Annotated in this window: 23 protein-coding genes; 11 read left to right on the top strand and 12 right to left on the bottom strand. The window is 61.5% G+C overall.

Going from position 1 to position 26,297, the window contains the following annotated elements:
* Window positions 1-27 precede the first annotated feature (27 nt).
* The 3 genes from RCH10_RS08950 to uvrB all read right to left on the bottom strand — a co-directional run bounded on the left by RCH10_RS08950 (window position 28) and on the right by uvrB (window position 4,228).
* A complete protein-coding gene (locus RCH10_RS08950) occupies window positions 28-1,248 on the bottom strand; it encodes an IscS subfamily cysteine desulfurase (RefSeq protein ID WP_409052095.1) in 1,221 nt (406 codons plus the stop codon).
* 77 nt (window positions 1,249-1,325) lie between these two features.
* Window positions 1,326-1,862 carry a Fe-S cluster assembly transcriptional regulator IscR gene (iscR, locus tag RCH10_RS08945; RefSeq protein ID WP_187052491.1) on the bottom strand — a complete coding sequence of 179 codons (537 nt, stop codon included), beginning with the start codon at window positions 1,860-1,862 and terminating at the stop codon, window positions 1,326-1,328.
* Window positions 1,863-2,092: 230 nt separating this feature from the next.
* Window positions 2,093-4,228: an excinuclease ABC subunit UvrB gene (gene uvrB, locus RCH10_RS08940; RefSeq protein WP_323496412.1), complete on the bottom strand. Its 2,136-nt coding sequence runs from the start codon at window positions 4,226-4,228 to the stop codon at window positions 2,093-2,095.
* 106 nt (window positions 4,229-4,334) lie between these two features.
* Here uvrB and RCH10_RS08935 point away from each other — a divergent pair, with 106 nt between their 5' ends.
* The 3 genes from RCH10_RS08935 to RCH10_RS08925 all read left to right on the top strand — a co-directional run bounded on the left by RCH10_RS08935 (window position 4,335) and on the right by RCH10_RS08925 (window position 7,803).
* Window positions 4,335-5,531: an amino acid aminotransferase gene (locus RCH10_RS08935; protein WP_323496411.1), complete on the top strand. Its 1,197-nt coding sequence runs from the start codon at window positions 4,335-4,337 to the stop codon at window positions 5,529-5,531.
* A gap of 122 nt (window positions 5,532-5,653) precedes the next feature.
* Window positions 5,654-7,132 (top strand): polyhydroxyalkanoate depolymerase, encoded by a 1,479-nt coding sequence (locus RCH10_RS08930; protein WP_409052094.1) that lies wholly within the window; start codon window positions 5,654-5,656, stop codon window positions 7,130-7,132.
* A gap of 17 nt (window positions 7,133-7,149) precedes the next feature.
* Window positions 7,150-7,803 carry an RnfABCDGE type electron transport complex subunit B gene (locus RCH10_RS08925; protein ID WP_409052093.1) on the top strand — a complete coding sequence of 218 codons (654 nt, stop codon included), beginning with the start codon at window positions 7,150-7,152 and terminating at the stop codon, window positions 7,801-7,803.
* Window positions 7,804-7,807: 4 nt separating this feature from the next.
* Here the strand turns inward: RCH10_RS08925 and RCH10_RS08920 are convergent, their stop codons facing one another.
* The 5 genes from RCH10_RS08920 to scpA are packed head-to-tail and all read right to left on the bottom strand — an operon-like array spanning window position 7,808 to window position 15,194.
* Window positions 7,808-8,329: a VOC family protein gene (locus RCH10_RS08920; RefSeq protein ID WP_409052092.1), complete on the bottom strand. Its 522-nt coding sequence runs from the start codon at window positions 8,327-8,329 to the stop codon at window positions 7,808-7,810.
* Window positions 8,329-10,377, bottom strand: coding sequence for an acetyl-CoA carboxylase biotin carboxylase subunit (locus RCH10_RS08915; protein WP_409052091.1), 2,049 nt, complete (start codon window positions 10,375-10,377; stop codon window positions 8,329-8,331). Before RCH10_RS08915 ends, RCH10_RS08920 begins: the two co-directional genes overlap by 1 nt.
* Before the next feature lie 17 nt (window positions 10,378-10,394).
* Window positions 10,395-11,939 carry an acyl-CoA carboxylase subunit beta gene (locus RCH10_RS08910; protein WP_187052497.1) on the bottom strand — a complete coding sequence of 515 codons (1,545 nt, stop codon included), beginning with the start codon at window positions 11,937-11,939 and terminating at the stop codon, window positions 10,395-10,397.
* 46 nt (window positions 11,940-11,985) lie between these two features.
* Window positions 11,986-13,032, bottom strand: a complete 1,047-nt coding sequence (gene meaB, locus RCH10_RS08905; RefSeq protein ID WP_409052090.1) for a methylmalonyl Co-A mutase-associated GTPase MeaB — start codon at window positions 13,030-13,032, stop codon at window positions 11,986-11,988.
* 2 nt (window positions 13,033-13,034) lie between these two features.
* Window positions 13,035-15,194 carry a methylmalonyl-CoA mutase gene (gene scpA, locus RCH10_RS08900; RefSeq protein ID WP_409052089.1) on the bottom strand — a complete coding sequence of 720 codons (2,160 nt, stop codon included), beginning with the start codon at window positions 15,192-15,194 and terminating at the stop codon, window positions 13,035-13,037.
* Window positions 15,195-15,311: 117 nt separating this feature from the next.
* Between scpA and RCH10_RS08895 the strand changes: the two genes are divergently transcribed.
* The 5 genes from RCH10_RS08895 (at window position 15,312) to RCH10_RS08875 (ending at window position 19,287) form a co-directional block, all read left to right on the top strand.
* Window positions 15,312-15,974 carry a GntR family transcriptional regulator gene (locus RCH10_RS08895; protein WP_409052088.1) on the top strand — a complete coding sequence of 221 codons (663 nt, stop codon included), beginning with the start codon at window positions 15,312-15,314 and terminating at the stop codon, window positions 15,972-15,974.
* A 136-nt stretch (window positions 15,975-16,110) separates the two neighbouring features.
* On the top strand, window positions 16,111-16,869 hold the full coding sequence (locus RCH10_RS08890) for an SDR family oxidoreductase (RefSeq protein ID WP_323501026.1): 759 nt from the start codon (window positions 16,111-16,113) through the stop codon (window positions 16,867-16,869).
* A 73-nt stretch (window positions 16,870-16,942) separates the two neighbouring features.
* On the top strand, window positions 16,943-17,785 hold the full coding sequence (locus RCH10_RS08885; protein WP_409052087.1) for a transporter substrate-binding domain-containing protein: 843 nt from the start codon (window positions 16,943-16,945) through the stop codon (window positions 17,783-17,785).
* A 42-nt stretch (window positions 17,786-17,827) separates the two neighbouring features.
* Window positions 17,828-18,496 carry an amino acid ABC transporter permease gene (locus tag RCH10_RS08880; protein ID WP_323496401.1) on the top strand — a complete coding sequence of 223 codons (669 nt, stop codon included), beginning with the start codon at window positions 17,828-17,830 and terminating at the stop codon, window positions 18,494-18,496.
* Between the two features lie 23 nt (window positions 18,497-18,519).
* On the top strand, window positions 18,520-19,287 hold the full coding sequence (locus RCH10_RS08875; RefSeq protein WP_409052086.1) for an amino acid ABC transporter ATP-binding protein: 768 nt from the start codon (window positions 18,520-18,522) through the stop codon (window positions 19,285-19,287).
* Here the strand turns inward: RCH10_RS08875 and dusA are convergent.
* Window positions 19,284-20,393 carry a tRNA dihydrouridine(20/20a) synthase DusA gene (gene dusA / locus RCH10_RS08870; RefSeq protein ID WP_409052085.1) on the bottom strand — a complete coding sequence of 370 codons (1,110 nt, stop codon included), beginning with the start codon at window positions 20,391-20,393 and terminating at the stop codon, window positions 19,284-19,286. The two genes, RCH10_RS08875 and dusA, sit on opposite strands and share 4 nt — an antisense overlap.
* A gap of 163 nt (window positions 20,394-20,556) precedes the next feature.
* Complete coding sequence (locus RCH10_RS08865) at window positions 20,557-20,775, bottom strand: hypothetical protein (RefSeq protein WP_187052506.1); 219 nt, start codon at window positions 20,773-20,775, stop codon at window positions 20,557-20,559.
* A gap of 266 nt (window positions 20,776-21,041) precedes the next feature.
* On the opposite strand from RCH10_RS08865, the gene RCH10_RS08860 reads away from it, so the two are divergent.
* Entirely contained in the window at window positions 21,042-21,446 is a 405-nt protein-coding gene (locus tag RCH10_RS08860; RefSeq protein WP_409052084.1) for a hypothetical protein, read from the top strand.
* A 42-nt stretch (window positions 21,447-21,488) separates the two neighbouring features.
* Here RCH10_RS08860 and RCH10_RS08855 read toward each other — a convergent pair whose 3' ends face one another.
* Window positions 21,489-22,838: a dicarboxylate/amino acid:cation symporter gene (locus tag RCH10_RS08855; RefSeq protein ID WP_323496396.1), complete on the bottom strand. Its 1,350-nt coding sequence runs from the start codon at window positions 22,836-22,838 to the stop codon at window positions 21,489-21,491.
* Window positions 22,839-23,032: 194 nt separating this feature from the next.
* A complete protein-coding gene (phbB, locus tag RCH10_RS08850; RefSeq protein WP_323496395.1) occupies window positions 23,033-23,770 on the bottom strand; it encodes an acetoacetyl-CoA reductase in 738 nt (245 codons plus the stop codon).
* Between the two features lie 131 nt (window positions 23,771-23,901).
* Here phbB and RCH10_RS08845 point away from each other — a divergent pair, with 131 nt between their 5' ends.
* Both RCH10_RS08845 and RCH10_RS08840 read left to right on the top strand, forming a co-directional pair.
* A complete protein-coding gene (locus RCH10_RS08845; RefSeq protein ID WP_323496394.1) occupies window positions 23,902-24,939 on the top strand; it encodes an ABC transporter ATP-binding protein in 1,038 nt (345 codons plus the stop codon).
* Window positions 24,940-24,988: 49 nt separating this feature from the next.
* Entirely contained in the window at window positions 24,989-26,293 is a 1,305-nt protein-coding gene (locus RCH10_RS08840; protein WP_409052083.1) for an ABC transporter substrate-binding protein, read from the top strand.
* The last annotated feature ends 4 nt before the right edge of the window (window positions 26,294-26,297 follow it).

Genomic DNA, 26,297 nt, shown 5'->3' with positions numbered 1-26,297 from the left:
GAAGTTACCTCTTGTTTTGTATCGTGTTCAGTGCGCCGACCATTGGATAGCGCTGATGTCGATACCGTCCTTGAACATTTCCCACAGTGGGCTCAACTCGCGCAGCTTGGCGACGTTGTGCTTAATGGTGGAAATCGCGTAGTCGATTTCTTCTTCGGTCGTGAAGCGACCGATCGTCATGCGAAGGCTACTGTGCGCGAGCTCATCGCTGCGGCCGAGAGCGCGCAACACATAGCTCGGCTCCAGACTGGCTGATGTGCATGCCGAGCCCGACGACACCGCCAAGCCCTTGATACCCATGATCAGCGACTCGCCTTCGACGTAGTTGAAGCTGATATTCAGGTTGTGCGGCACACGATGCTCGAGGTCACCATTGATGAAGACCTGCTCGACATCTTTCAGGCCATCGAGCAAGCGCTTTTGCAGCGCTGCGGCTCTGGCGTTGTCTGCCTTCATATCGAGTTTAGCGATGCGGAAGGCTTCACCCATTCCGACGATCTGGTGCGTCGGCAACGATCCTGAACGCATGCCGCGCTCATGGCCACCCCCGTGCATTTGCGCTTCGAGCCGGACGCGCGGCTTGCGCCGAACATACAACGCGCCGATACCTTTGGGACCATAAGTCTTGTGCGAAGCCAGACTCATCAAATCGATGGGTAGCTGCGTGATGTCGATCTCGACCTTGCCCGTCGCTTGCGCTGCATCGACGTGAAGCAGCACGCCTTTTTCCCGGCAGGCGTTACCGATGGCGACAACGTCTTGCACCACCCCGATTTCGTTATTGACGAACATGACGCTCGCCAGAATCGTGTCGGGGCGAATGGCCGCCTTGAACTTGCCGAGGTCGAGCAAACCGTTTTCTTCAACGTCGAGGTACGTGACCTCGAAGCCTTGACGTTCGAGCTCGCGCATGGTGTCGAGAACGGCCTTGTGCTCGGTCTTGACCGTGATGAGGTGCTTGCCCTTGCCTTTGTAGAACTGGGCCGCGCCTTTCAGCGCAAGGTTGATCGATTCGGTAGCGCCGGAAGTCCACACGATCTCACGAGGGTCGGCATTGATCAATTCCGCGACGTACCCGCGGCCTTTTTCGACGGCCTCTTCCGCCTCCCAGCCCCACGCGTGACTGCGGGAGGCCGGGTTGCCGAAGTGCTCGCTCAACCAGGGAATCATTGCGTCGACGACGCGCGGATCGACGGGCGTGGTCGCGCCGTAGTCAAGATAGATGGGGAAATGAGGAGTGAAGTCCATGGCTGGCTCTGGCTGGCATTGGTTAATTTGAGGGTCGCTGCAGGCAAGGCACCCGAGGGCGCCTTAGTTCATGGCCTTCACGACTTCGCAAAGACATTCCCGAGGGCAAACACCGAATTCGGCGCGTTGATGCGGATAGGCTTCGCCACCGGTTGCGCCGAAATCGCGCGCTTGATCACCGGCTTGTTCTCGATCTGGACACCCTTGGCGAGTTGGTCATCGACCAATTTTTGCAAGGTGACCGAATCGAGGAACTCGACCATGCGCTGATTCAGCGATGCCCAAAGTTCGTGCGTCATGCAGCGACCGGCCTCGCCCAGACAATTCTCTTTGCCACCGCAATGAGTCGCATCGATGGGTTCATCCACCGAAACGATGATGTCGGCGACAGTGATCTCGGCCGCTTTACGACCGAGGCTGTATCCGCCGCCGGGGCCGCGGGTCGATTCGACCAGTTCGTGGCGGCGCAGCTTGCCGAAGAGCTGTTCAAGGTAGGACAGCGAAATCTGCTGCCGCTGGCTGATGGCCGCCAGCGTGACCGGACCGGTGTTCTGGCGCAATGCCAGATCGATCATGGCAGTGACCGCAAAACGGCCTTTTGTAGTGAGACGCATCGCAAGCTCCTTCAAGTGCTTACCGTTGAAATGACACCGCTGCCAGAGGGCTTCGGGTAGCTTCGTCTCCGCCCTGACCGACCTCTGTAGCTGGTGCACCAGTCGGTATGAGTCGGTCCTTCATCGCGAAGTTCTGGTGTTGTTGACTAATTCGGTCAAGTATAGCGATAAGCCTTCAGTTTTGCTCGGGTAACTCCCGCCGACCCCCTCGGGGGCTGTAGGCCAATCACTCATTTACGGGGCACTGCCTCGGCAATGTTGTCGGTGCGTCCGCCGCCGAAAGCCTGTTCACGCAACTGAGCCAACTGATCCCGGACCCGTGCCGCTTTTTCGAACTCCAGATTGCGCGCGTGCTCAAGCATCAGCTTTTCGAGGCGCTTGATCTCGCGAGCAACATCTTTCTCGCTCATGTCCTCGACCTTGGCGCGCTCCAGATCGAGCTTGGCCATTTCCTTGCCGGTTTTCTCGCTGTAGACGCCATCGATCAAGTCGCGCACTTCCTTCACGATGCTGCGCGGCGTGATGCCTTCGGCCAGGTTGTGGGCGATCTGCTTGGTACGACGTCGATCGGTTTCGTCAATCGCCTTTTTCATCGAATCGGTCATCCGGTCGGCATACAGGATGGCTTTGCCGTTCACATTGCGCGCGGCACGCCCGATCGTCTGAATCAGCGAGCGCTCCGCACGCAGGAAGCCCTCCTTGTCAGCATCCAGGATGGCAACCAGCGATACCTCCGGAATGTCCAGCCCCTCGCGCAAGAGGTTGATTCCGACCAGCACGTCGAAGCTGCCCAAACGCAGGTCGCGCAGGATTTCGACGCGTTCGACAGTGTCGATATCGCTGTGCAAATAACGCACCTTCACGCCGTTGTCGCTCAGGTAGTCGGTGAGCTGCTCGGCCATGCGCTTGGTCAGCGTCGTGATCAGCACCCGTTCGTTCTTGTCGACGCGCAGACGAATCTCGCCCAGCACATCGTCGACCTGATGCGTGGCCGGCCGCACCTCGACCTCGGGATCGATCAGTCCGGTCGGCCGTACCAGCTGCTCGACCGTGTTGCCTGAATGGTCCTTCTCGTACTGCGCCGGCGTGGCAGACACGAAGATCGCCTGCCGCATGCGCGCCTCGAACTCCTCGAACTTGAGAGGTCGGTTGTCCATCGCGGAAGGCAGGCGAAAACCGTACTCGACCAGCGTCGTCTTGCGCGCACGGTCGCCCGCATACATGCCGTTGAGCTGGCCGATCATCTGATGACTCTCGTCGAGGAACATCAACGCGTCTTTGGGCAGGTAGTCGGTCAACGTCGAGGGCGGTTGCCCCGGCGCAGCCCCCGAAAGATGCCGAGAATAGTTCTCGATGCCTTTGCAATGGCCGATCTCGGCGAGCATTTCCAGGTCGAAGCGAGTGCGCTGCTCTATGCGTTGGGCTTCGACGAGCTTGCCCTGGCTCACAAACTCCTTCACCCGGCCGACCAACTCGTGCTTGATGCCCTCGACCGCAGACATCACCTTGTCGCGTGGCGTCACGTAGTGGCTCGATGGGTACACCGTGAAGCGTGGGATTTTCTGTCGGATTCGGCCGGTGAGCGGATCGAACAGTTGCAGTGTTTCGATCTCGTCGTCGAAGAGCTCGATGCGGATGGCCAGCTCGCTGTGCTCCGCCGGAAAAATATCGATGGTGTCGCCACGCACCCGGAACGACCCACGCGAAAAATCCTGTTCGTTGCGCGTGTACTGCATGCGGATCAGCCGCCCGATCACATCGCGCTGGCCGATTTTGTCGCCGATGCGCATGATGAAGCGCATCTGCGTGTAGTCCTCGGGCGTGCCGATGCCGTAGATGGCGCTCACCGTCGCCACGATGACCGTGTCGCGTCGCTCCAGCACGCTCTTGGTCGCCGACAGCCGCATCTGCTCGATGTGCTCGTTGATGGAGCTGTCTTTTTCGATGAACAGGTCGCGCTGAGGCACGTAGGCCTCGGGCTGGTAATAGTCGTAGTAGCTGACGAAGTACTCGACGGCGTTATGCGGAAAAAATTCGCGGAACTCGCTGTAAAGCTGCGCCGCCAGCGTCTTGTTCGGTGCGAAGACGATGGCCGGCCGGCCGAGCCGGGCGATCACGTTGGCCATGGTGAAGGTTTTGCCGGAACCAGTCACGCCCAGCAGGGTCTGGAACACCTCGCCATCGTTCACGCCTTCGACCAAGCCATCAATCGCTTTCGGCTGATCGCCCGCAGGAGGATAGGGCTGGTAAAGCTCGAAGGGCGAGCCGGGAAAAGTGACGAACGTTCCCGACTTTGCGGGCCCGATCGCTGCAAGCTTGTGTGCGTCGGTCACTGTATCGGTGATGGCTTCGGTGGTCTCTGGCATGGCTGTACCCGTCAATTGGCGGTGGCGCCGGTAAAATTCAATGCAACCGGAAAGCTTAAGCGCTTGCCCGGTTGCACGCGAAGCTTTCAATCAAAGGACTTTCTCCATGTCTATGTTTACCGCGGTCGAAATGGCGCCGCGCGACCCGATCCTCGGCCTTAACGAGCAATACGCCGCCGACACCAATCCCGCCAAGGTGAATCTGGGTGTGGGCGTTTATTACGACGACAACGGCAAGCTCCCGCTACTGAAATGCGTCCAGACCGCCGAACAAAACATGATGAAGTCGCCGACTGCACGCGGCTACTTGCCGATCGACGGCATCGTCGCGTACGACAACGCGGTGAAGAGCCTGGTCTTCGGGGCCGACAGCGAGCCGCTGAAGTCGGGCCGCGTCGCGACCGTGCAAGGCCTGGGCGGCACTGGAGGCCTGAAGGTCGGTGCCGACTTCCTTAAGAAGCTGAGCCCGAATGCCAAGGTGCTGATCAGCGACCCGAGCTGGGAAAACCATCGCGCCCTGTTCACGCAGGCCGGCTTCGTGGTCGAAAGCTACCCGTACTACGACGCCGCTACGCGCGGCGTCAATTTCGAAGCCATGCTGGCAGCGCTCGATGCGTCACCTGCCGGCACCATCGTCGTGCTGCATGCCTGCTGCCACAACCCGACCGGCTACGACATCACCGCCGCCCAGTGGGATCAGGTGGTCGACGTGGTCAAGGCTAAGAACCTGACCGCGTTCCTCGACATGGCCTACCAGGGCTTTGCCCATGGCATCCAAGAAGATGGCGCGGCCATCGGCAAGTTCGTCGAAGCCGGCTTGACCTTCTTCGTGTCGACTTCGTTTTCAAAGAGCTTCAGCCTCTACGGCGAGCGTGTCGGTGCGCTGTCGGTGTTGTGCAAGGACAAGGAAGAAACCTCGCGCGTGCTGTCGCAACTGAAGGTCATGGTGCGTACCAACTACAGCAATCCGCCGATTCACGGTGGCGCGGTGGTGGCAGCGGTGCTCGGCGACCCCGCACTGCGTGCGATGTGGGAAGGCGAACTGGCGGAAATGCGCGTTCGCATCAAGGCGATGCGGCAGAAGCTGGTCGACGGACTGAAGGCAGCTGGCGTAAAGGAAGACATGAGCTTCATCACCAAGCAGATCGGCATGTTCAGCTACTCCGGCCTCAACAAAGACCAGATGGTGAGGTTGCGCTCAGAGTTCGGCATCTACGGAACCGACACCGGCCGCATGTGCGTTGCGGCACTGAACAGCAAGAACATCGACTACGTCTGCGCTTCGATCGCCAAGGTTATCTGACCTGCACGGATATCGAAACGTTTGGTTGACACGATTGCGGTGGTGTTTGTAGGGGTTACGCCCCTACAAACACGGGGACCCCGCTGATATATTGCACTGCAACATCCTAGTACAACCACGCAATGCTCTACCAACTCTACGAAGCCCAACGCTCCTTGATGGAGCCGTTTTCGGACTTCGCTCAAGCTGCCTCCAAACTCTATGGCCACGGGGCAGTGTGGGGCAACATGCCCATGGCGCAGCGCATGGCCGCTGGCTACGAGCTGATGTATCGCCTCGGCAAGGACTACGAAAAGCCGAAGTTCAGCATCGAAAGCGTCAAGGTGAACGGAGACGACGTCGTCATCCACGAAGCGATTGCGCTAGACAAGCCGTTTTGCGAGCTGCGTCGCTTCAAGCGGTTCACCGATGACCCGGACACGTTAAAGATTTTGAAAAGCCAGCCCGTCGTGCTCATCGTTGCGCCGCTGTCGGGTCACTACGCCACGCTGCTGCGGGACACTGTTCGCACCATGCTGCAAGGCCACAAGGTCTACATTACCGACTGGAAAAACGCCCGCCTCGTGCCGCTGTCCGAAGGCGAATTCCATCTCGATGATTACATCCACTACGTGCAGGACTTCATCCGGCTGCTGCAAGCCGAATACGGCAACTGCCACGTAATGAGCGTTTGCCAGCCGACGGTGCCGGTGTTGGCCGCTGTGGCGCTTATGGCGAGCAAGGGCGAGACGCTGCCGCTCACGATGACCATGATGGGTGGTCCGATAGATGCGCGCAAATCGCCGACCGCCGTAAACAACCTGGCTACGACCAAAGGCTTCGACTGGTTCGAGAACAACGTCATCTATCCGGTCCCGCAGGGATTCCCGGGCGAGGGCCGGCGCGTGTACCCGGGCTTCCTGCAGCACACCGGATTCGTCGCAATGAATCCTGACCGTCACGCGACCAGCCACTACGATTACTTCAAGGACTTGATGAAGGGCGACGACGCCAGCGCCGAAGCGCATCGCAAGTTCTACGACGAGTACAACGCCGTGCTCGACATGGATGCGGACTACTACCTCGACACCATCAAGACCGTCTTCCAGGACTTCAGCCTGGTGAACGGCAACTGGGACGTGAAGAACGCTGATGGCGAGCTTGAACGCGTGCGTCCGCAAGACATTCGCACGACCGCCTTGCTGACCGTCGAGGGTGAGTTGGACGACATCTCCGGCTCGGGTCAGACGCAGGCTGCGCACGACCTTTGCACCGGTATTGCTGCGAATCAGCGGGAGCACTACGAGGCCAAGGGCGCAGGCCATTACGGCATCTTCAGCGGCCGCCGCTGGCGCGACCTGGTCTACCCGAAGGTTCAGAAGTTCATCGCGGCGCATGACGAGGCACAGCACCGCGCACTCGCCAAGCCTTCAGTAGATGCAGAAGACACGGTAAAGCCGGTTCAGACTGGCGCGAAGCCTTCGGTGAAGCCTGTGACCAAAGCGATCGCAAAGCCAGCGGTCAAGCCAACGGGCAAGCCGGCCGCGACTGTTCGGCAACCGAAGGCAATGGCAGCAAGCGCGTCGAAAAGCAAAGTGCGCGCCGGCACGCGCGCGCGCTGAGCAACCGCGCACAAGTCATGACCGAAGCGCCGTCCGGGTCACTGGCCGCGCGCATCAACGACGCCCTTCCGCAAACGCAGTGCACGCGTTGCGGCTATCCGGACTGCAATGGCTATGCCGAAGCCATCGCTGCAGGCGACGCGGCCATCAACCAATGCCCACCCGGCGGTGCCGAGGGCATAGGCCGTCTTTCCTCGCTTACAGGCCGACCGGCAATCGCGCTCGACCCTCAGTTCGGAATCGAGGCACCGCGCCTGATGGCGGTCATTGACGAAGCCTGGTGCATCGGCTGCACGCTCTGCCTCGATGCGTGCCCAACCGACGCCATCCTGGGCATCCACAAGCGGATGCACACGGTGATCGAAGCGCACTGTACGGGTTGCGAACTCTGCATTCCGGTATGTCCGGTCGACTGCATCTCGCTCGAAGTAGAAACGCCGGGCTTGAGCGGATGGGATGCATGGTCATCGACACAGGCAGACCATTCACGGCAACGCTACGAATCCCACAAGGTACGCCGCCCGGCGCGAGAAGAAGCCGCAGCGAAACTGGCTCAGGACGCCTCGGCAGATGCACCTAACGCCGATGCCGATGCCGATGCTCGCAAACGCTCGGTGGTGGAGGCCGCTATGGCACGCGCGCGGGCTGCGGCAGCTGCGCGCAAACCTTGATCTTTCAAGCGGTGATTTGCGGCGTGCCCGCAGCCAGCGCCTCAAAGGCTTTCACCACGCCCGGCGGGGCCTGCACCATCTCGATCAGCACGCCCTCGCCCGCGATGGGAAATTCGTCGTTGGCCTTCGGATGCATGAAGCAGATGTCGAAGCCCGCGGCACCCTTGCGAATACCGCCGGGCGCAAAGCGCACGCCCTGCGCGGTCAGCCACTCGACCGCGACCGGCAGGTCATCGATCCACAAGCCGATGTGATTCAGCGGCGTGACGTGTACCGCCGGCTTCTTGTCGATGTCCAGCGGCTGCATCAAGTCGACCTCGACCTTGAACGGCCCGCTGCCGATCGCGCAGATGTCTTCGTCCACGTTCTCGCGCTCGCTGCGAAACGTGCCCGTCACTTCCAGGCCCAGCATGTCGACCCAGAGCTTTTGCAGCCGCGTCTTGTCGACAGCGCCGATAGCGATCTGCTGGATGCCCAGCACCTTGAACGGGCGAATCTTTGAATCATTGGTTGCGTCGGTTGGCATCACACGAACTCCAGAATGATCTGATCGACAGCCAGCGACTCACCCTTGCCCGCGGAGATCTTGCCGACCACGCCGTCCTGCGATGCGAAGAGCACATTTTCCATCTTCATCGCCTCGATCACAGCCAGCTTCTCGCCCGCCTGCACCTGCTGGCCGGGCTGCACCGACACCTCGACCAGCAGACCCGGCATCGGGGACATCAGGAACTTGCTTAGGTCGGGCGGTGCCTTGTACGGCATCAGTTCGAGCAGGCGCGCACCGAGCGGCGACAGGACCATCGCTTCGATCTGCGTGCCGTCGTGCAACACGCGCAACGCCAGCGGATTCTTGCCCGCGCCGCGCTCGACCTGCGCGACGAAAGGCTTGTCGTTGACCGTACCTTCGACGCGAATACTGCCGAGCGCGCCATTGCTATCGATCTTGAAATTGCTGTCGCCGACAGCCACGGCGCTCGCACCGTTCTTGCCCTGAAAGTCGGTGACGGACACGGGGTGATGAATGTGCTTTCCTTCCGGCCCAAGCTCGACCACCACGAACTGCTCGCCGACCTTCACGCTGTGGCCTTCGAGTTGGCCGCTGATGCCCGAGGCCCGCGCACGATAGCGCCGGTGCACATAGGCGGCCAGCGCGATCAAGAAAGCCGGATCGCTGTGAGGCACGTCCTCCGCATGAAAGCCATGCGCGTAATGCTCGGCGATAAAGCCGGTGTTGAAGTCACCCGCGACGAACTGTGGATGCGCCAACAGCGCCGCCTGGAACGGGATGTTGCTGCTGATGCCGCGGATCACGAAGCCATTGAGTGCCTCGCGCATCTTCGCAATTGCATGCTGGCGATCCTTGCCGTGCACGATGAGCTTGGCGATCATCGAGTCGTAGAACATCGGGATCTCGCCGCCGTCGTACACGCCCGTATCGACGCGCACGCCGTAGAGATGCGCGGTATCGGCAGAGAACATCGTCTCTTCCGGCGGCTGGAACTTCACCAACCGGCCGGTCGACGGCAGGAAGCTGCGAAACGGATCTTCGGCATTGATGCGGCATTCGATGGCCCAGCCCTCACGCTTCACGTCGGCCTGCTTCAGCGGCAGCGGCTCACCCGCCGCGACGCGAATCATGAGTTCGACCAGGTCGAGCCCGGTGATGCACTCCGTCACCGGATGTTCCACCTGCAGCCGCGTGTTCATCTCCAGAAAGTAAAAGCTCTGGTCCTTGCCGACCACGAACTCGACTGTGCCGGCACTCTGGTATTTCACGGCCTTGGCCAGCAACACCGCCTGCTCTCCCATCGCCTTGCGCGTGGCGTCCGTGATGAAAGGTGACGGCGCCTCTTCGATCACTTTCTGGTGGCGCCGCTGGATCGAGCATTCACGCTCGTTCAGGTAGATCACGTTGCCCTGCGAATCGCCCAGCACCTGGATTTCGATGTGGCGCGGTTCGACCACGAACTTCTCGATAAAGACCCGGTCATCGCCGAAGCTGTTGCGCGCCTCGTTGCGGCAAGCGGAAAAGCCTTCGAACGCTTCCTTGTCGTCGTTCGCAACACGCAAGCCTTTGCCCCCGCCGCCGGCCGACGCCTTGATCATCACCGGGTAGCCGATTTCCCTGGCGATCTCGACTGCGCGTTCGGCGGTTTCGATGGCTTCGTTCCAGCCCGGAATGGTGTTGACCTTGGCCTCGTTCGCCAACTTCTTGGAGGCGATCTTGTCGCCCATCGCCGCGATCGAATAGTGCTTGGGGCCGATGAAGACGATGCCCTCTTCTTCGACCTTGCGCGCGAAGGCTTCGTTCTCCGACAGGAAGCCGTAGCCCGGATGCACCGCTTCGGCACCAGTCTGCTTGCACGCCGCGATGATGCGGTCGACCTGCAGATAACTGTCGCGGCTGGCTGCGCCACCGATGTGCACCGCCTCGTCGGCCAGTTCGACATGGCGCGCTTCCTTATCGGCATCGGAATAAACCGCGACGGTCAGGATGCCCATCTTCTTCGCGGTCTTGATGACGCGACAGGCGATTTCGCCGCGGTTGGCGATCAGGATTTTTTTAAACATGTTCTTCTTCTAGGAGCTCAGAGCGGAATGTTCCCGTGCTTGCGCCACGGGTTCTCGAGCTTCTTGGCCCGAAGCATCACGAGCGAGCGGCAGATGCGCTTGCGCGTCTCGTGAGGCAGGATCACGTCGTCGATGTAACCACGTGCGCTCGCCACATACGGGTTGGCGAAACGCGCTTTGTATTCGGCCTCGCGCGCAGCCAGCTTCTCCGGGTCGTTCTTGTCTTCGCGAAAGATGATTTCGACCGCACCCTTGGCGCCCATCACCGCGATCTCGGCGCGCGGCCATGCGAGATTGACGTCGCCGCGCAGATGCTTCGACGCCATCACGTCGTAAGCGCCGCCGTAGGCTTTGCGCGTGATCACCGTGATCTTCGGCACTGTGCACTCAGCGTACGCATAGAGCAGCTTCGCGCCGTGCTTGATGATCCCGCCGTACTCCTGCCCCGTGCCGGGCATGAAGCCGGGTACGTCGACAAAGGTGACGACCGGAATGTTGAAGCAATCGCAAAAGCGCACGAAGCGCGCCGCCTTGATGCTGCTTTTGATGTCGAGACAACCAGCCAGCACCAGGGGCTGGTTGGCCACGATGCCGACGGTCTGCCCCTCCATGCGGGCGAAGCCGATGACGATGTTTTTCGCGTACTCGGGCTGCAACTCGAAGAAGTCGCCGTCGTCGACCACCTTGAGGATCAACTCCTTCATGTCGTACGGCTTGTTGGCGTTGTCGGGCACCAGCGTATCGAGCGAAAAATCGGGTCGGTCGGCCGGATCGCCCTTGCCGTTGTTGCCAAGGCGCACCGGCGATTTCTCGCGGTTGTTGAGCGGCAGGTAGTTGTAGAGCCGGCGCAGCATCATCAGCGCTTCGACGTCGTTTTCGAATGCCCTGTCGGCCACGCCACTGCGCGTGGTGTGCGTGATGGCGCCACCGAGTTCTTCGGCCGTCACGTTCTCGTGTGTCACCGTCTTCACGACCTCGGGGCCAGTGACGAACATGTAGCTCGAGTCCTTCACCATGAAGATGAAATCGGTCATGGCGGGCGAGTACACAGCGCCGCCGGCGCACGGGCCCATGATCATGCTGATCTGCGGCACCACGCCCGACGCCATCACGTTGCGCTGGAACACGTCGGCATAACCGCCGAGCGAGGCCACGCCTTCCTGGATGCGCGCGCCGCCGGAATCGTTGAGGCCGATAACCGGTGCACCGACCTTCATCGCCTGGTCCATCACCTTGCAGATTTTCTCGGCATGGGCTTCGCTGAGCGCACCGCCGAAAACGGTGAAGTCCTGGCTGAAGACGAAGACCAGCCGGCCGTTGATCATTCCGTAACCAGTGACCACACCGTCACCTGGAATCTTCTGCTCCGCCATGCCGAAGTCGACCGACCGATGCTCGACGAACATGTCCCACTCTTCGAAGGTGTTGTCGTCGAGCAGCAGTTCGATGCGCTCGCGCGCGGTGAGCTTGCCCTTCTTGTGCTGTGCATCGATGCGCTTTTGTCCACCGCCGAGCCGGGCCTTGGCGCGGCGCTCTTCGAGTTGGTCGATCAGTTCTTGCATGGTTGTTTCTCCAAAGCTGAAGTTCGATTGATTCTTGTATTCCGGGCTAGATCTGGCCAGCCGCTATGGCGAGCAAAGTGCGCGCTGCGGCCGACGCCGGCAGCGTGCCTTCGACCACTTGCCGCGTCAGTTGCGGCAACATTTCGCGCACCTGCGGATGATGTCGAAAAGCGTGCTTCAGACCAGCGTCGATGCGCTCCCACATCCAGGACAGCGACTGCTTTTCACGCCGCTTCACCAGCTTGCCATTGCCAGCCTGCAGTGCCTTGAACTGTGTGACCGAGTCCCAGAACGCGTCGACGCCGGTACCGGCGAGCGCACTCAACTGCATCACGCGCGGCAACCAGAAGCGCACCTCGGCGCCGTTGTACGCATCGTGCATCGCATGCACATGATCAGGATTGCCCTGATGGCCGAAGAGGCGCAGCGCAGAAGTTATCTGCGCCTGCGCGCGCGTGGCGGCATCCTTGTCGAGATCGGCCTTGTTGATGACGACCAGGTCGGCCAGTTCCATCACACCCTTCTTGATCGCCTGCAGATCGTCACCGGCGTTCGGCAGTTGCATCAGCACGAACATGTCGGTCATGCCCGCCACCGCGGTCTCGCTCTGGCCAACGCCGACGGTTTCGACAATGACGATGTCATACCCCGCAGCCTCGCACACCAGCATCGCTTCACGCGTCTTCTCTGCCACGCCACCCAGCGTGCCCGACGACGGGCTCGGCCGAATGTAGGCGCGCTCATGCACCGAGAGTCGTTCCATGCGTGTCTTGTCGCCGAGGATCGAGCCACCTGACACGGAAGACGATGGGTCGATGGTGAGCACTGCGACCCGATGGCCCTTGTCGATCAACAAGAGGCCGAGCGTTTCAATGAAGGTCGACTTGCCGACGCCCGGAACGCCCGAGATGCCGAGCCGAAACGACTGGCCCGTGTGTGGCAGCAAGGCGGTGAGCAACTCGTCCGCTTGCGCTCGATGGTCGGCTCGGGTCGACTCCAGCAGCGTGATGGCCTTGGCAATGGCGCGCCGCTGCGCGGGGCCTTCGGCACTCAACAAGGAATCGGACGTGACCGTGGTGCGCTCCCCCGGCATGTTCAGGCCGCAATCGAAGCGCGAATCTGCTCCAGCACATCCTTGGCACTCGCCGGGATCGGCGTCCCCGGGCCGTAGATGCCTTTCACGCCGGCCTCGTAAAGCATCTCGTAATCGCCGCGCGGAATCACGCCGCCGACGAACACGATGATGTCGTCGGCGCCCTGCTTCTTCAGCTCGGCGATGATCGCCGGCACCAGCGTCTTGTGGCCAGCGGCAAGGGTCGAGACGCCGACCGCATGCACGTCGTTCTCGATGGCCTGGCGCGCGCACTCCTCAGGCGTCTGGAACAACGGACCCATATCGACGTCGAAACCAAGGTCAGCGAAGGCCGTGGCGACAACCTTGGCGCCGCGGTCGTGGCCGTCTTGCCCGAGCTTGGAAATCATCACGCGTGGACGGCGGCCCTGCTCTTCAGCAAACAAGGCGATCTCGTTTTGGAGCGCTTCCCAGCCCTCGGCCGAGTCATAGGCTGCGGCATAAACGCCGGTGACCTTCTGCGTGTCGGCGCGATGCCGGCCATAGACTTTTTCCAGCGCGTCGCTGATCTCGCCGACCGTGGCGCGCAGGCGCACCGCATCGATGCTCAGCGCCAGCATGTTGCCTTCGCCGCTTTCGGCAGCGGCCGTCAGCGCTTCGAGTGCCACCTGCACGGCTGCCGAGTCACGCGAAGCGCGAATGGTCTTCAGCTTGGCGATCTGGCCGTCGCGCACTTTCACGTTGTCGATCGACAAACTGTCGATCGCGTCTTCAGTCTTTAGCTTGTACTTGTTGACGCCGACGATCACGTCACGGCCAGAATCGATGCGCGCCTGCTTGTCGGCGGCGGCGGCTTCGATCTTGAGCTTGGCCCAGCCGCTGTCGACGGCCTTGATCATGCCGCCCATGGCTTCGACTTCTTCGATGATTTCCCAGGCCTTGTCGGCCATGTCCTGGGTCAGCTTTTCCATCATGTAGCTGCCGGCCCATGGGTCGACCACGCTGGTGATGTGGGTCTCTTCCTGAATGATGAGTTGCGTGTTGCGTGCGATGCGCGAGCTGAACTCGGTCGGCAGTGCAATCGCTTCATCGAGCGCATTGGTGTGCAGGCTTTGCGTGCCGCCGAACACCGCGGCCATTGCCTCGATGGTGGTGCGCACGACGTTGTTGTACGGGTCTTGTTCGGTGAGCGACCAGCCGCTGGTCTGGCAGTGCGTGCGCAGCATCAGGCTCTTGGCGTTCTTGGGCTCGAAGTCTTTCATGATGCGGCACCACAGCAAGCGCGCGGCGCGCATCTTGGCGACTTCCAGATAGAAGTTCATTCCGATGGCCCAGAAGAAACTCAGGCGCCCCGCGAACACGTCGACGTCGAGCCCCTTGGCCAAGGCCGTCTTGACGTACTCCTTGCCATCAGCCAGCGTGAAGGCCAGTTCCAACGCCTGGTTGGCACCGGCCTCCTGCATGTGATAACCGCTGATGCTGATCGAGTTGAACTTCGGCATCTTGTGCGCCGTGTACTCGATGATGTCGCCGATGATCCGCATGCTCGGCGCCGGCGGAAAGATGTAGGTGTTGCGCACCATGAACTCTTTCAGAATATCGTTCTGAATAGTCCCGCTCAACTGGTCTTGCGGCACGCCCTGCTCTTCGCCGGCCACGATGTAGCCGGCCAGCACCGGCAACACGGCGCCGTTCATCGTCATAGATACCGACACCTTGTCGAGCGGAATCTGGTCGAACAGGATCTTCATGTCTTCGACCGAGTCGATTGCTACGCCCGCCTTGCCGACATCGCCCGTCACCCGCGGGTGGTCGCTGTCGTAGCCGCGGTGTGTCGGCAGATCGAACGCGACGCTCACGCCCTGGCCGCCGGCAGCCAGCGCCTTGCGATAGAAGGCGTTGGACTCTTCTGCAGTCGAGAAGCCGGCGTACTGCCGGATGGTCCAGGGCCGCACTGCGTACATCGTGGCTTGCGGCCCGCGCAGGTAGGGCTCGAACCCCGGCATCGTGTCGGTGTACTTCAAGCCCTTGAGGTCGGCGGCGGTGTAGAGCGGCTTGACGCTGATGCCGTCCGGTGTCAGCCAGTTCAGCGCATTGACGTCGCCACCCGGCGCCGACTTGGCAGCCGCTTTGGTCCATGCCTCGAGGCTGACGGGTGGGAAGGTCGGTTCGGGTGTGCTCATGGGCGCCGCTTTTGCAAAGTTGTTCCCAGTGTCTCCGCTGAGTCCGGGCAGTTCAAGACGAGTCTACCCGATCCATAATTATTAATTCAGATCGCGTCATTGCAGTACAGTTCGCGCATGTCCGCTGTCACGCTCACTCCGCGCGCCCTCTACGAAGAGGTGGCCGAGCTGCTGCGCCAACGCATCTTCAATCAGGAGCTGGAACCGGGCGCCTGGATCGACGAACTGAAGCTGGCGGAGGAGTACGGCATCAGCCGCACGCCACTGCGCGAAGCGTTGAAGGTGCTGGCCGCCGAGGGCCTGATCACGATGAAGGTGCGACGCGGCGCCTACGTGACCGAGGTGTCCGAGCGCGATCTGGTCGACGTTTATCACCTGCTCTCGCTGCTGGAAAGCGACGCCGCAGCGACCGTCGCGGTCACTGCCACAAAGTCACAGCTGGACGAACTCGAAGCACTGCACGCGCAGCTTCAGGCAGCGCTGAGCATGCCGCGCCCCAACTACGCGGCCTTTCTGGCGCTGAACATCGCCTTTCATACGCGCCTGCTGGAAATTGCCAACAACCGCTGGCGGGTGCAGATGGTGGCCGACCTGCGCAAGATCATGAAGCTCAAAGGCCACAGCTCGCTTTTCAAAGAGCCGCGCGCGCGCGAATCGCTCAGGGAGCACGACGCGCTGATGAAGGCGATCACGGCGCGCGACGGGCCGGCCGCCATGCAGCGAATGCAGGAGCATTTTGAGAGTGGATTGAAGGCTGCAACGGGTGCCCACGTTCCCTGAGGCCCCGAAGCTTCGCCTTACCCGCAGCTCCTCGTCGGCCTCATGTACGAGGCGGTGACACCCTACTTTTGCTTGCACAATACTTGCATCCATAAAGCAGCGGCACCATTCGGTGACCGAAAACAAGGCAGTTCGAATGAGCAGTGTGGTCGTGACCGGCGCGGGCTCGGGCATCGGAGCAGCGACGTGTCGACGCCTGGCGGCACAGGGCATCGACCTCGTGATCCATACCGGCAGCCGGCGTGCAGCGGCTGACGCCGTGGCAGCGGAATGCAGTGCGGTGCGCACCACGGTGGTGGTCGGCGACATGGCGCTGCCATCGACCGTCGATGCGCTTCTCGATGCTGCGATGGCGCTTGGTGGAGCGCCAGGCGATGCTGGCGGACTGCGCGGCGTGGTCGCCAATGCCGGCTTCGCCGACAAGACCAGCCTCGCCGAACTCGACGACGACATCCTCGAACGATCGCTTCGGACCATGGTCGTTTCCGTCGCGCACCTTCTGCGCAAAAGCCTGCCGCTGCTCGCACTTTCTGGGCAAGGCCGCTTCGTGGCCGTCAGTTCCTTCGTGGCGCACCGCTTCACGCTGGGCGCATCGACGTTTCCAGCCACCGCCGCAGCCAAGGCCGGCGTCGAGGCACTGGTCAAAGCAGCGGCGGCCGAGAACGCTGCACGCGGTGTCACGGTCAACGCGGTAGCGCCAGGCTACGTCCGCAAAGACCGCGCCAACGCCGGTGCGCTGACCGACGAGCAATGGAAGCAAGCGCTGTTGCGCGTGCCCGCCGGCCGGCTCGCCACGCCCGATGACATCGCAGCACCCATCGCCTTTTTGCTGAGCCGTGAGGCGGCTTTTATCACCGGCCAGATCCTTCACGTCGATGGCGGCATGACCCTGTGACTGGCCGCACCGTCGTTCCATTTCAACGCTTCTCTTCCTTCCTGTCTTCTCTCATCATCTACGTAAAAAAATCATGACAAACCGTCGTCAGTTCATCACCAGCGTCGCCGCAGCCAGCGCCGCGACCGCCCTCCCGCACGCCGCCTTCGCGCAGACCGATGCGACCGAAAGCGCATGGGCCCGCATCAACCGCACCAAGGTACTGCGCATGGGCGCAGTGGCCGGCGCGGCGCCCTACTATCACAAGGACCTGGCATCGGGCGAATGGCAAGGCTTCATGATCGACTTCGGCAAGAGCCTCGCCGGGAGCCTCAACGCCAAACTCGACATCAACGAAACCAGCTGGGGCAACTCGGTGCTCGATCTCCAGTCGAACAAGATCGACGTGTTCTTCGGCCTGAACCCGACGCCGGCGCGCGCGTTGGTCGTCGACTTTTCCGACCCGTTGTTCAACAACGCTTTCGTCCTCGTGGCACGCAAGGGGTTCGACCCGAAGACGTGGGAGGAGCTCAACAAGCCCGACGTCAAGATCGCCGTCGATATCGGCTCGTCGCACGACCAGGTCGTCACCAAGACCTGCCCCAACGCGCAGATCATCCGCCTCGAAAAAGCCGCCGATGCCACGCTCGCCCTGCAGACCGGCCGCGCCGATTGCCAGGTCCTCGCCGTGGTGCTGGCACTCACCGTGGTCAGCAAGAACCCGACCGTCGGGCACATCGTGCTGCCGACGCCGACGCAGGCCACAACAACCAACCTGGGCTTCCGCAAGGAAAGCGACCGTCAGTGGGTCGAGTACGTCAACAAGTGGATCGCGCAGACGCGTTCCAGCGGCAAGGTGAAGGAGGTGGTGCTGGCCAACATGCAGACCCTGTCAGGCGTGAAGCCGGACCAGGTTCCATCGACGATCAGCTTCTGATCCGAATTCAGCACCCGACAAGAAGAGCGAACGAGAGCCGCCGTGTACCACTGGGACTTCGAATTTCTGTGGGGCTTTCGCAAGCTCCTTCTCATGGGTCTCGGCTACACCGTCGCCTACACGGTCATCTGCACTGTGATCGGGCTGGCGATCGGGCTGGCGGTCGCGATGGGTCGGTTGTCGCAACCCGTTTGGCTGCGCGCGCCGCTGCGGGCTTATGTCGAAGTATTCCGCTGCACACCGGTGCTGGTGCAACTGGTGTGGTTCTATTACGCGCTGCCGGTGCTCACAGGCATCCAGATCTCGGCGGCGCTGGCGGCCATATTGGCGCTCTCTTTGTACGGCAGCTCGTTCTACTCCGAGATCATCCGCGGCGGCATCATCTCTATTGATCCGGGGCAAACAGAAGCAGCACGTGCGCTGGGCATGCGGCGCTTTCAGATGATGCGCCGGGTGGTCCTGCCGCAAGCGTTCAGGCGCATGGTGCCGCCACTGTTGAATCAGTCGATCCTGCAACTCAAGAACACGTCGCTGCTGTCGGTGCTGGCATTGCCGGACCTGCTCTATCAGGGCCAAAGCATCGCTCACGAAACCTATCGGCCGCTGGAGACCTACACCGTGGTCGCACTCGCCTACTTCCTCGTGCTGCTGCCGGCCACGATTCTGGTTAAGCGTGCTGAAACCCGCCTCTCCGGTCCAGCGCACGCATGACAACGTTGCCAACATCTGCGCCCATGATCGAGGTCACGCGCCTGGGCAAACGCTTCGGCGACAACCGCGTGTTGCGCGACGTGTCGCTCTCGGTCGCAAAGGGTGAAGTCATTGCACTGATCGGGCCTTCGGGCTCGGGCAAGTCGACCTTGCTGCGCTGCCTCAACCTGCTGACGGTGCCCGACCAAGGCACCGTTCGAGTGGGCGAGCAATCGCTGACCTTCACCGGCGCCGCGACCCGGCTGCCGAAAGACGCGGTGCTCTCCGGCTTCCGCGCACGAACCGGAATGGTGTTCCAGCACTTCAACCTCTTCCCTCACATGACGGTGCTTGGCAACGTCATGGAGGGGCCGGTCACCGTCATGAAGCAGCCGAAGGCGCAAGCCGCCGAGAAGGCACGTGCGCTGCTCGCCAAGGTGGGGTTGCTGGACAAGGCCGACGCCTGGCCCGATCAACTCTCAGGCGGCCAGAAGCAGCGCGTCGCGATTGCACGTGCACTGGCGATGGAGCCGCAGGTAATGCTGTTCGACGAGGTTACTTCGGCCCTGGACCCGGAGCTGGTCGGCGAGGTGTTGCGCGTGATTCAGGCGCTGGCCGAAGAAGGTATGACGATGTTGCTGGTCACGCATGAGATGTCATTCGCGCGCGAAGTGGCTAACCAGGTGGCGTTCATGCGCGACGGCGTCATCGTGGAATGCGGACCGGCGCGGCAGGTCATCGATGCGCCGACGGAAGTCGCTACGCGCGCCTTCCTGGCACGCTTTCACGAAGGCAGGCCGGCCAGCGCCTAGGCCGAAAGCGCGGCGGCCGGCTTGCCCGCAGACGCGTCGAGCGCCGGTCCGGACGCAGGCTTGGCAATTGATACAGCCGCTGCACTGCGCGCGTCCGCATCAGCCTGCGAATGCGCCAGCGCCATGACCTCGTGCGGCGTCGTGCCCTTCAGCTTGTGGTCACTCCACACCTGGCGCCAATGTCGCGCACCGGGCAACCCGTTGCGTAAGCCGAGCATGTGCCGCGCGATGTTCGACCAAGGCGTGCCGTGCGCGGCCGCTTCGCGAACCATGTAGTCGCACATCTGCCGCTCCACATCTTCGCGAGTGAGTTCGACACCGCCATTTCGCGACGTGTCCCCGAAGAACTCCGCGTCCCATCCAGCCAGCCACCAGGGGTTGTGATACGCCTCGCGGCCGATCATCACGCCGTCGAGCAGGCGCAACTGCGTGTGCACTTCGGCGTTGTCGTGGATGCCGCCATTGATCGAAAAACGAAGCGCCGGAAAATCGTGCTTCAGCCGATGAACCAGCGCGTAGCGCAGCGGCGGCACTTCACGGTTTTGCTTCGGGCTCAAGCCCTTGAGCCACGCGTTGCGCGCATGCACGATGAAGGTCTCGCAGCCTGCTTCGCTCACCGTGCCGACGAAGTCACGCACGAACTCGTAGCTCTCCGACTTGTCGATGCCGATGCGGTGCTTGACCGTGACCGGCACATCGACCACGTTGACCATCGCCTTCACGCAATCGGCCACCAGTTGCGGCTCGGCCATGAGACAGGCACCGAACGCCCCGCGCTGCACGCGCTCGCTCGGGCAACCGCAGTTCAGGTTGATTTCGTCGTAGCCCCACTCTTCTCCCAGTTGCGCGCAGTGGGCCAAGTCAGCCGGCTCGCTGCCGCCCAATTGCAGCGCAAGCGGATGTTCTTCTGCATTGAAGCGCAAGTGTCGCGGAACGTCGCCGTGCACCAGCGCGCCGGTCGTGACCATCTCGGTGTAAAGGAGCGCCTGGCGGGTGAGCAGCCGATGAAAGTAGCGGCAATGCGTGTCTGACCAATCCATCATGGGCGCAACGCTCACGCGGTCCGGCGCAGGGCGAAGACTCGGATCGAAGGAAGAAGCGGACATGGGACTTGGACGTTGCGCCGGCAGCGCCGGCAAAGCCTCGGATTGTCTCTCAGGGGTTGCCAAGCTGCCCGTAAGACCCGGCAATTGCAACGTTACTTAGCGGCCCTGGACGAGGGCCGCTTGAAACTTCCGCATGCTCGTATTTCCCGGATGCCGCGCAATATCAGGCACGCGGACCTTCCTTGCCGAACATTCTTCGAATTGCAGCGACGCCCGCGACCAAAGCGTTGGCATAGGTAGATTGGGGATCGGTCGCAGATTCAAGCGGAAGGTAGGGCAACGCGTCTTCCATCGCGTAATCCGTGCCTTCCATCAATACCCAATAGAACTCGCCTTCTTCGAGTTCGTGAACGGTCAGTGCGATATTTCGCAGTGTTGACATGGGTTTAGGCGGGGCCGGTAAATGTTACGAATTGGACCGATTGATCCTATTCAACGGCCACGACAGCGCCTAAGCACAATTTCACGGTTCTATATGAATGTGACAAATCGTAAGATTTTTGGCGTGAATTTGCCAAGTATTTGTATGCGAACTGGCTGAAATCGCCGCATTGCGACAGCTTCCGGTTTTTTCCCTACAGCTGACGTCCTAGCCGCCTTCTAAGCTGTTGCATCGCCCTTCCAGGGCCTACAAATCCGGAGACAACGATGAACCAATTTCATATCGAGCCGACCATGCTGGCCACATTCGGCGGCGCGTTTTATCCGACCGGTTATTCGATGGTGATGTTTCCGGATGCAAAAGATGCGGCCCGCGTCGGGCAGCAACTGATCGACGCTGGCTTCGACGCACAAGACGTGATGCTGGTGCCACCCGCCATCGTCTTGTCGCAGATCACACCGACCGTGAGCGGCGCCGACGACCCCTTGCCGTCAGCTGGCACAGAGGGCGCAACCGTGCGCGCCCTGACCGAGCTGGCTCAAAAGGGGCACGCAGGTCTGTTGGTCAAGACCCACGATGAAGACACCGCCAATCGAATGATGAAAGCGGTGCGCGAAGTGCCGTATTCGATGGCCCAGCGCTATCGCGCGCTGGTCATTGAAGACCTTTGAGCGACGCTCTCCGAGCCAACTGAGCTGAGTCTCGCAAGGCGCTCAACTCGCCATGTGACTGGTCTTGGCGTTGACGATCTCTTCAGGCTCGTTCGCCTCGACCCAGGTCTCGCCATTGAGCCCGGCCTGCAGACGATCCATGTCGAGTTCGTTGGTCCACTTGGCCACCACGATCGTCGCCACGCCATTGCCCACCAGATTGGTCAGCGCTCGGGCTTCGGACATGAAGCGGTCGATGCCGAGGATCAATGCCAGTGCACCAACCGGCACATGACCCACGGCCGACAGTGTGGCAGCCAGCACGATGAAGCCGCTGCCAGTCACGCCAGCCGCGCCCTTGGAGGTCAGCAGCAGCACCAGCAACAACGTGATCTGCTGCATGATCGTCATCGGCGTGTTGGTGGCTTGCGCCAAAAACACCGCCGCCATCGTCAGGTAGATCGAGGTGCCATCGAGGTTGAACGAATAACCGGTGGGAATCACCAGCCCGACCACCGACTTCTTGGCACCGAGGTTTTCCATCTTCTCCATCATGCGTGGCAATGCCGCTTCGCTCGATGAGGTGCCGAGCACGATCAGCAGTTCTTCACGGATGTACTTGACGAACTTCCAGATCGAAAAGCCGTGGTATTTCGCAATGCTGCCCAGCACCACGAAGACGAAGATCAGACAGGTCAAATAGAAGGTTGCCATGAGCTGACCCAACTGCACCAACGAGCCGACACCGTACTTGCCGATGGTGAACGCCATTGCGCCAAAAGCGCCAATGGGTGCGACCTTCATGATGTAGCCCACGATGACGAACAGCACATGCGAGAACTTCTCGATCAGGTCGAACACCAGGGTGCCCCGGCCACCGAACTTGTGCAGTGCGAAGCCGAACAAAACTGCGATCAGCAACACCTGCAGGATTTCTCCCTTGGCAAAGGCATCGACGAACTGAGTCGGGATCACGTTGAGCAAAAAGTCGGTGGTCGAAGTCATCTTGCCCGGCCCGGTGAAGGCCGCGATGCCCTTGGTATCGAGCGCTGCAACGTCGATGTTCATTCCCGTGCCCGGATGCACCAGATTGATGATGACCAGTCCGACGATCAGCGCGATGGTGCTGACCACCTCGAAGTACAGCAGCGCCAGGCCACCGGTTTTACCGACCTTCTTCATGTCTTCCATGCCGGCGATGCCGACCACCACTGTGCAGAAGATGATCGGCGCGATGATCATCTTGATCAGCTTGATGAAGCCGTCGCCCAGCGGTTTCATGGCCTCGCCGGTCTGCGGGTAGAAGTGCCCGAGGATCACGCCGATGACGATGGCGGTGATGACCTGAAAGTAGAGCGACCTGTAGAACGGCGGCTTCACCGCGGGCGCGGCGGTGGATGGTGCGGTAGACATGGCGTCTCCTTCGTATTTCTTGCTGTTGGACTTATGAATTCAGAACTTGGCTGCCGGTGCGGCTTTCGCAGCTTTTGCGCCGGTGGCGACTTTAGCGCGATCACTCGACGGCGTCCGCTTCGGTCCGCCGTGCGGCGAGCCATGAAAAAACCCGCCAGAGCGGGTTTTCGTCGAGGCGCGTTGCGAACAACGCTTCAATGCATGTGAAGTCCGCCGTTCACCGAGAAGTCGGCGCCGGTCGAATAGCCGCCTTCGTCCGTGGCCAGCCATGAAATGATCGAGGCAATTTCGCTCGGTTTTCCGAGGCGCTTGACCGGGATGGTGGCAATGATCTTGTCGAGCACTTCCTGGCGAATGGCGTTGACCATGTCGGTGCCGATGTAACCGGGGCTCACGGTGTTGACCGTCACGCCCTTGTTGGCCATTTCTTGCGCCAGCGCCATCGTGAAGCCGTGCATGCCGGCCTTGGCTGCCGAGTAGTTGGTCTGACCAGCCTGGCCCTTGGCGCCGTTGACCGAGCTGATGTTGACGATGCGGCCCCAGCCCTTCTCGACCATGTCGCCGACCACCTGCTTGGTCACGTTGAACATGCTGTTGAGGTTGGTCTCGATCACCGCGCTCCAGTCTTCCGGCGTCATCTTGATGAACATCCGGTCGCGCGTGATGCCGGCGTTGTTCACCAGCACGTCGATGGCGCCATGGTCGGCCTTGGCCTTGGCAAAGGCGTCGACGGTGGAGGCCCAGTCGCCGACGTTGCCGACCGACGCGAAGAACTCATAGCCTTCGGCCTTTTGTTCGGTCAGCCACTTAGCGTGGTCTCGCGTCGGGCCGCAGCCGGCGATGACGGTAAAGCCGTCCTTGTGAAGACGCTGACAGATGGCGGTTCCGATGCCACCCATGCCTCCGGTGACGTATGCGACTTTTTTGCTCATGTTATTTCCTGGAATTCGGTACAGCCGGAACTGGCAAGGTGACTTTAGCGAAATTTGCCCTTGCGTCTTCTGAGGAAAACACTGACACGCGCGTGCAACCAGCTGTCACAAGCCGTATCTATACTCGTTCGATGTCATCGATTGAGCTCGCCGGCGTTGCCAAATCATGGGGCCAGACCACCGCCCTCCACGCCATCAACCTCCAGATCGAAAAAGGCACCTTTTGCGTCTTGCTGGGCCCCTCGGGCTGCGGCAAGTCGACGACATTGCGCATCATCGCCGGGCTGGAAGTGGCAACTGCCGGCCAGGTGCGCATCGACGGTCGCGACGTGACCGACGCGCCGCCGGCGCAGCGCGGCATCGCGATGGTGTTTCAAAACTACGCGCTCTTTCCACACCTGACCGTCGCCGACAACATCACCTTCGGGCTCTCGGTTCGCAAGACGCCTGCTGCAGAAATGGCAACGCGGCTGAAAGAAACGGCGACGCTGCTCGGCCTGACGGCTTTGCTCGATCGCCGCCCCGGCCAACTGTCGGGCGGTCAGCAACAACGCGTCGCACTCGGCCGTGCGCTCGTCGCGCAGGCGAGCGTCTGCCTGATGGACGAACCTCTCTCCAACCTCGATGCACAGCTGCGGCAGGAAATGCGGCTCGAACTGCGCGACCTGCAGCAAAAGCTCGGACTCACCGTCGTCTACGTCACGCACGACCAGACCGAGGCGATGAGCATGGCCGACCAAGTGGTGCTGCTGAACCTGGGCCGCGTCGAGCAGGCCGGCGCACCGCGCGAGCTTTACGCACAACCCGCCACGACCTTTGCGGCCCGGTTTATCGGCACGCCGCCGATGAATCTCGTGGCCATCGAGGCCGGCCGCATCGCGGGAAGCGACGTCGCCATCGGACTGACCGCAACAACGCTCGGCGTGCGCCCAGAGTCGATCTCGCTGGCGCCGCACATCGACAACCCCGAGAGCCTTGGCGTGCCGGCGCGCGTCGCCAGCGTCGAGTACCTGGGTGCCGATCTGGTCTTGCGCTGCACTGTCGGCACGCAAACGCTGCTGGTGCGCGCCGACGGCCGCCTCCGGGCGCAGCCCGGAGACACCGTGCGGCTGCACTGGTCGCCGCGCGACAGCCACGGCTTCGACGTCGCCGGTCAACGAATTCACTGACCTGCTTACTGACCTGCTCTCTTCCGTAGTTTTTTCGAGGACCACTCCCATGAGACGAGATACCTTTCTGCGCGCCACCACCCTCCAGCTCGCTGCGGCCATCGCCGTGCTGGCAGGTGCGACGACGCCGCTGCACGCGCAAACACCGGTCGAAGTTCAGTTCTATTACCCGGTCGCCGTCGGCGGCCCGATCGCCAAGACCATCGACGGCTTTGCCGCGGGCTTCATGAAAGACAACCCCGGCATCAAGGTGACGCCGATCTACGCCGGCACCTACCAGGAGACCATCGTGAAAGCGCTCACAGCGCACAAGTCGGGCACGCCGCCGGTGACGTCGGTGCTGCTGTCGACCGACATGTTCACCCTGATCGACGAAGACGCCATCGTGCCGTTCGATACTTTCGCCAAGACGGCTGATGACAAGGCGTGGATGGGCAGTTTCTACAAGGCCTTCATGCTCAACAGCCAGAGCGGCGGCAAGACCTGGGGCATTCCGTTCCAGCGCTCGACCGTCGTCATGTACTGGAACAAGGAACTCTTCAAAGAGGCAGGCCTTGACCCGGAAAAAGGCCCGACCAATTGGGCCGAGCTGAAAGAAGCCGCCACCAAGCTCACGAAGAAAGACGCCAGCGGCAAGACCACGCAGTACGGCGTCCAGATTCCGTCGAGCGGGTTTCCCTATTGGCTGTTCCAGACGCTGACGACACCCAACGACGCGATCCTGGCGAACGAGGCCGGCACGCAGGTCAAGTTCGACGATCCGAAGATCGTCGAGGCGCTGCAGTACTGGGTCGACCTGGGCAAAGCCGGCATCCATCCGCCTGGCGTGGTCGAGTGGGGCACCACGCCCAAGGACTTCTTCGAGAAGAAGGCCGCGATCATCTACACGACCACCGGCAACCTGACCAACATCAAGGCCAACGCCAAGTTCGATTTCGGCGTCGGCATGATCCCCGGCAACAAGCGCAAGGGCTCGCCCACCGGCGGCGGCAACTTCTACATCTTCAAGAAGTCGACCCCGGCGCAGCAAGAGGCTGCGTTCAAGTTCGTTCAGTGGGTGACGCAGCCGGAGCGTGCCGCGCAATGGAGCATCGAGACCGGTTACGCCGGCACCTCTCAAGCGGCCTACGACACGCCCGCACTGAAGAAGTACGGCACCGATTTCCCGGTTGCGCTCGTGGCGCGCGACCAGTTGCCGGTGTCGGTGGCCGAGTTTTCGACGCACGACAACCAGCGCGTGACCAAAGCGCTGAACGACGGCCTGCAGTCCGCGCTCACCGGCACCAAGACGCCGGCGCAAGCCATGAAGGACGCGCAGACAGAAGCCGATCGCATCCTGCGCGCCTACAAGTGAACCG

The sequence above is a fragment of the Variovorax sp. GrIS 2.14 genome (assembly GCF_046115955.1).
Taxonomy (GTDB): Bacteria; Pseudomonadota; Gammaproteobacteria; order Burkholderiales; family Burkholderiaceae_C; genus Variovorax.
The sequence above is the reverse complement of the archived record's forward strand: the minus strand, read 5'-3'. Positions and strand labels throughout refer to the sequence as shown.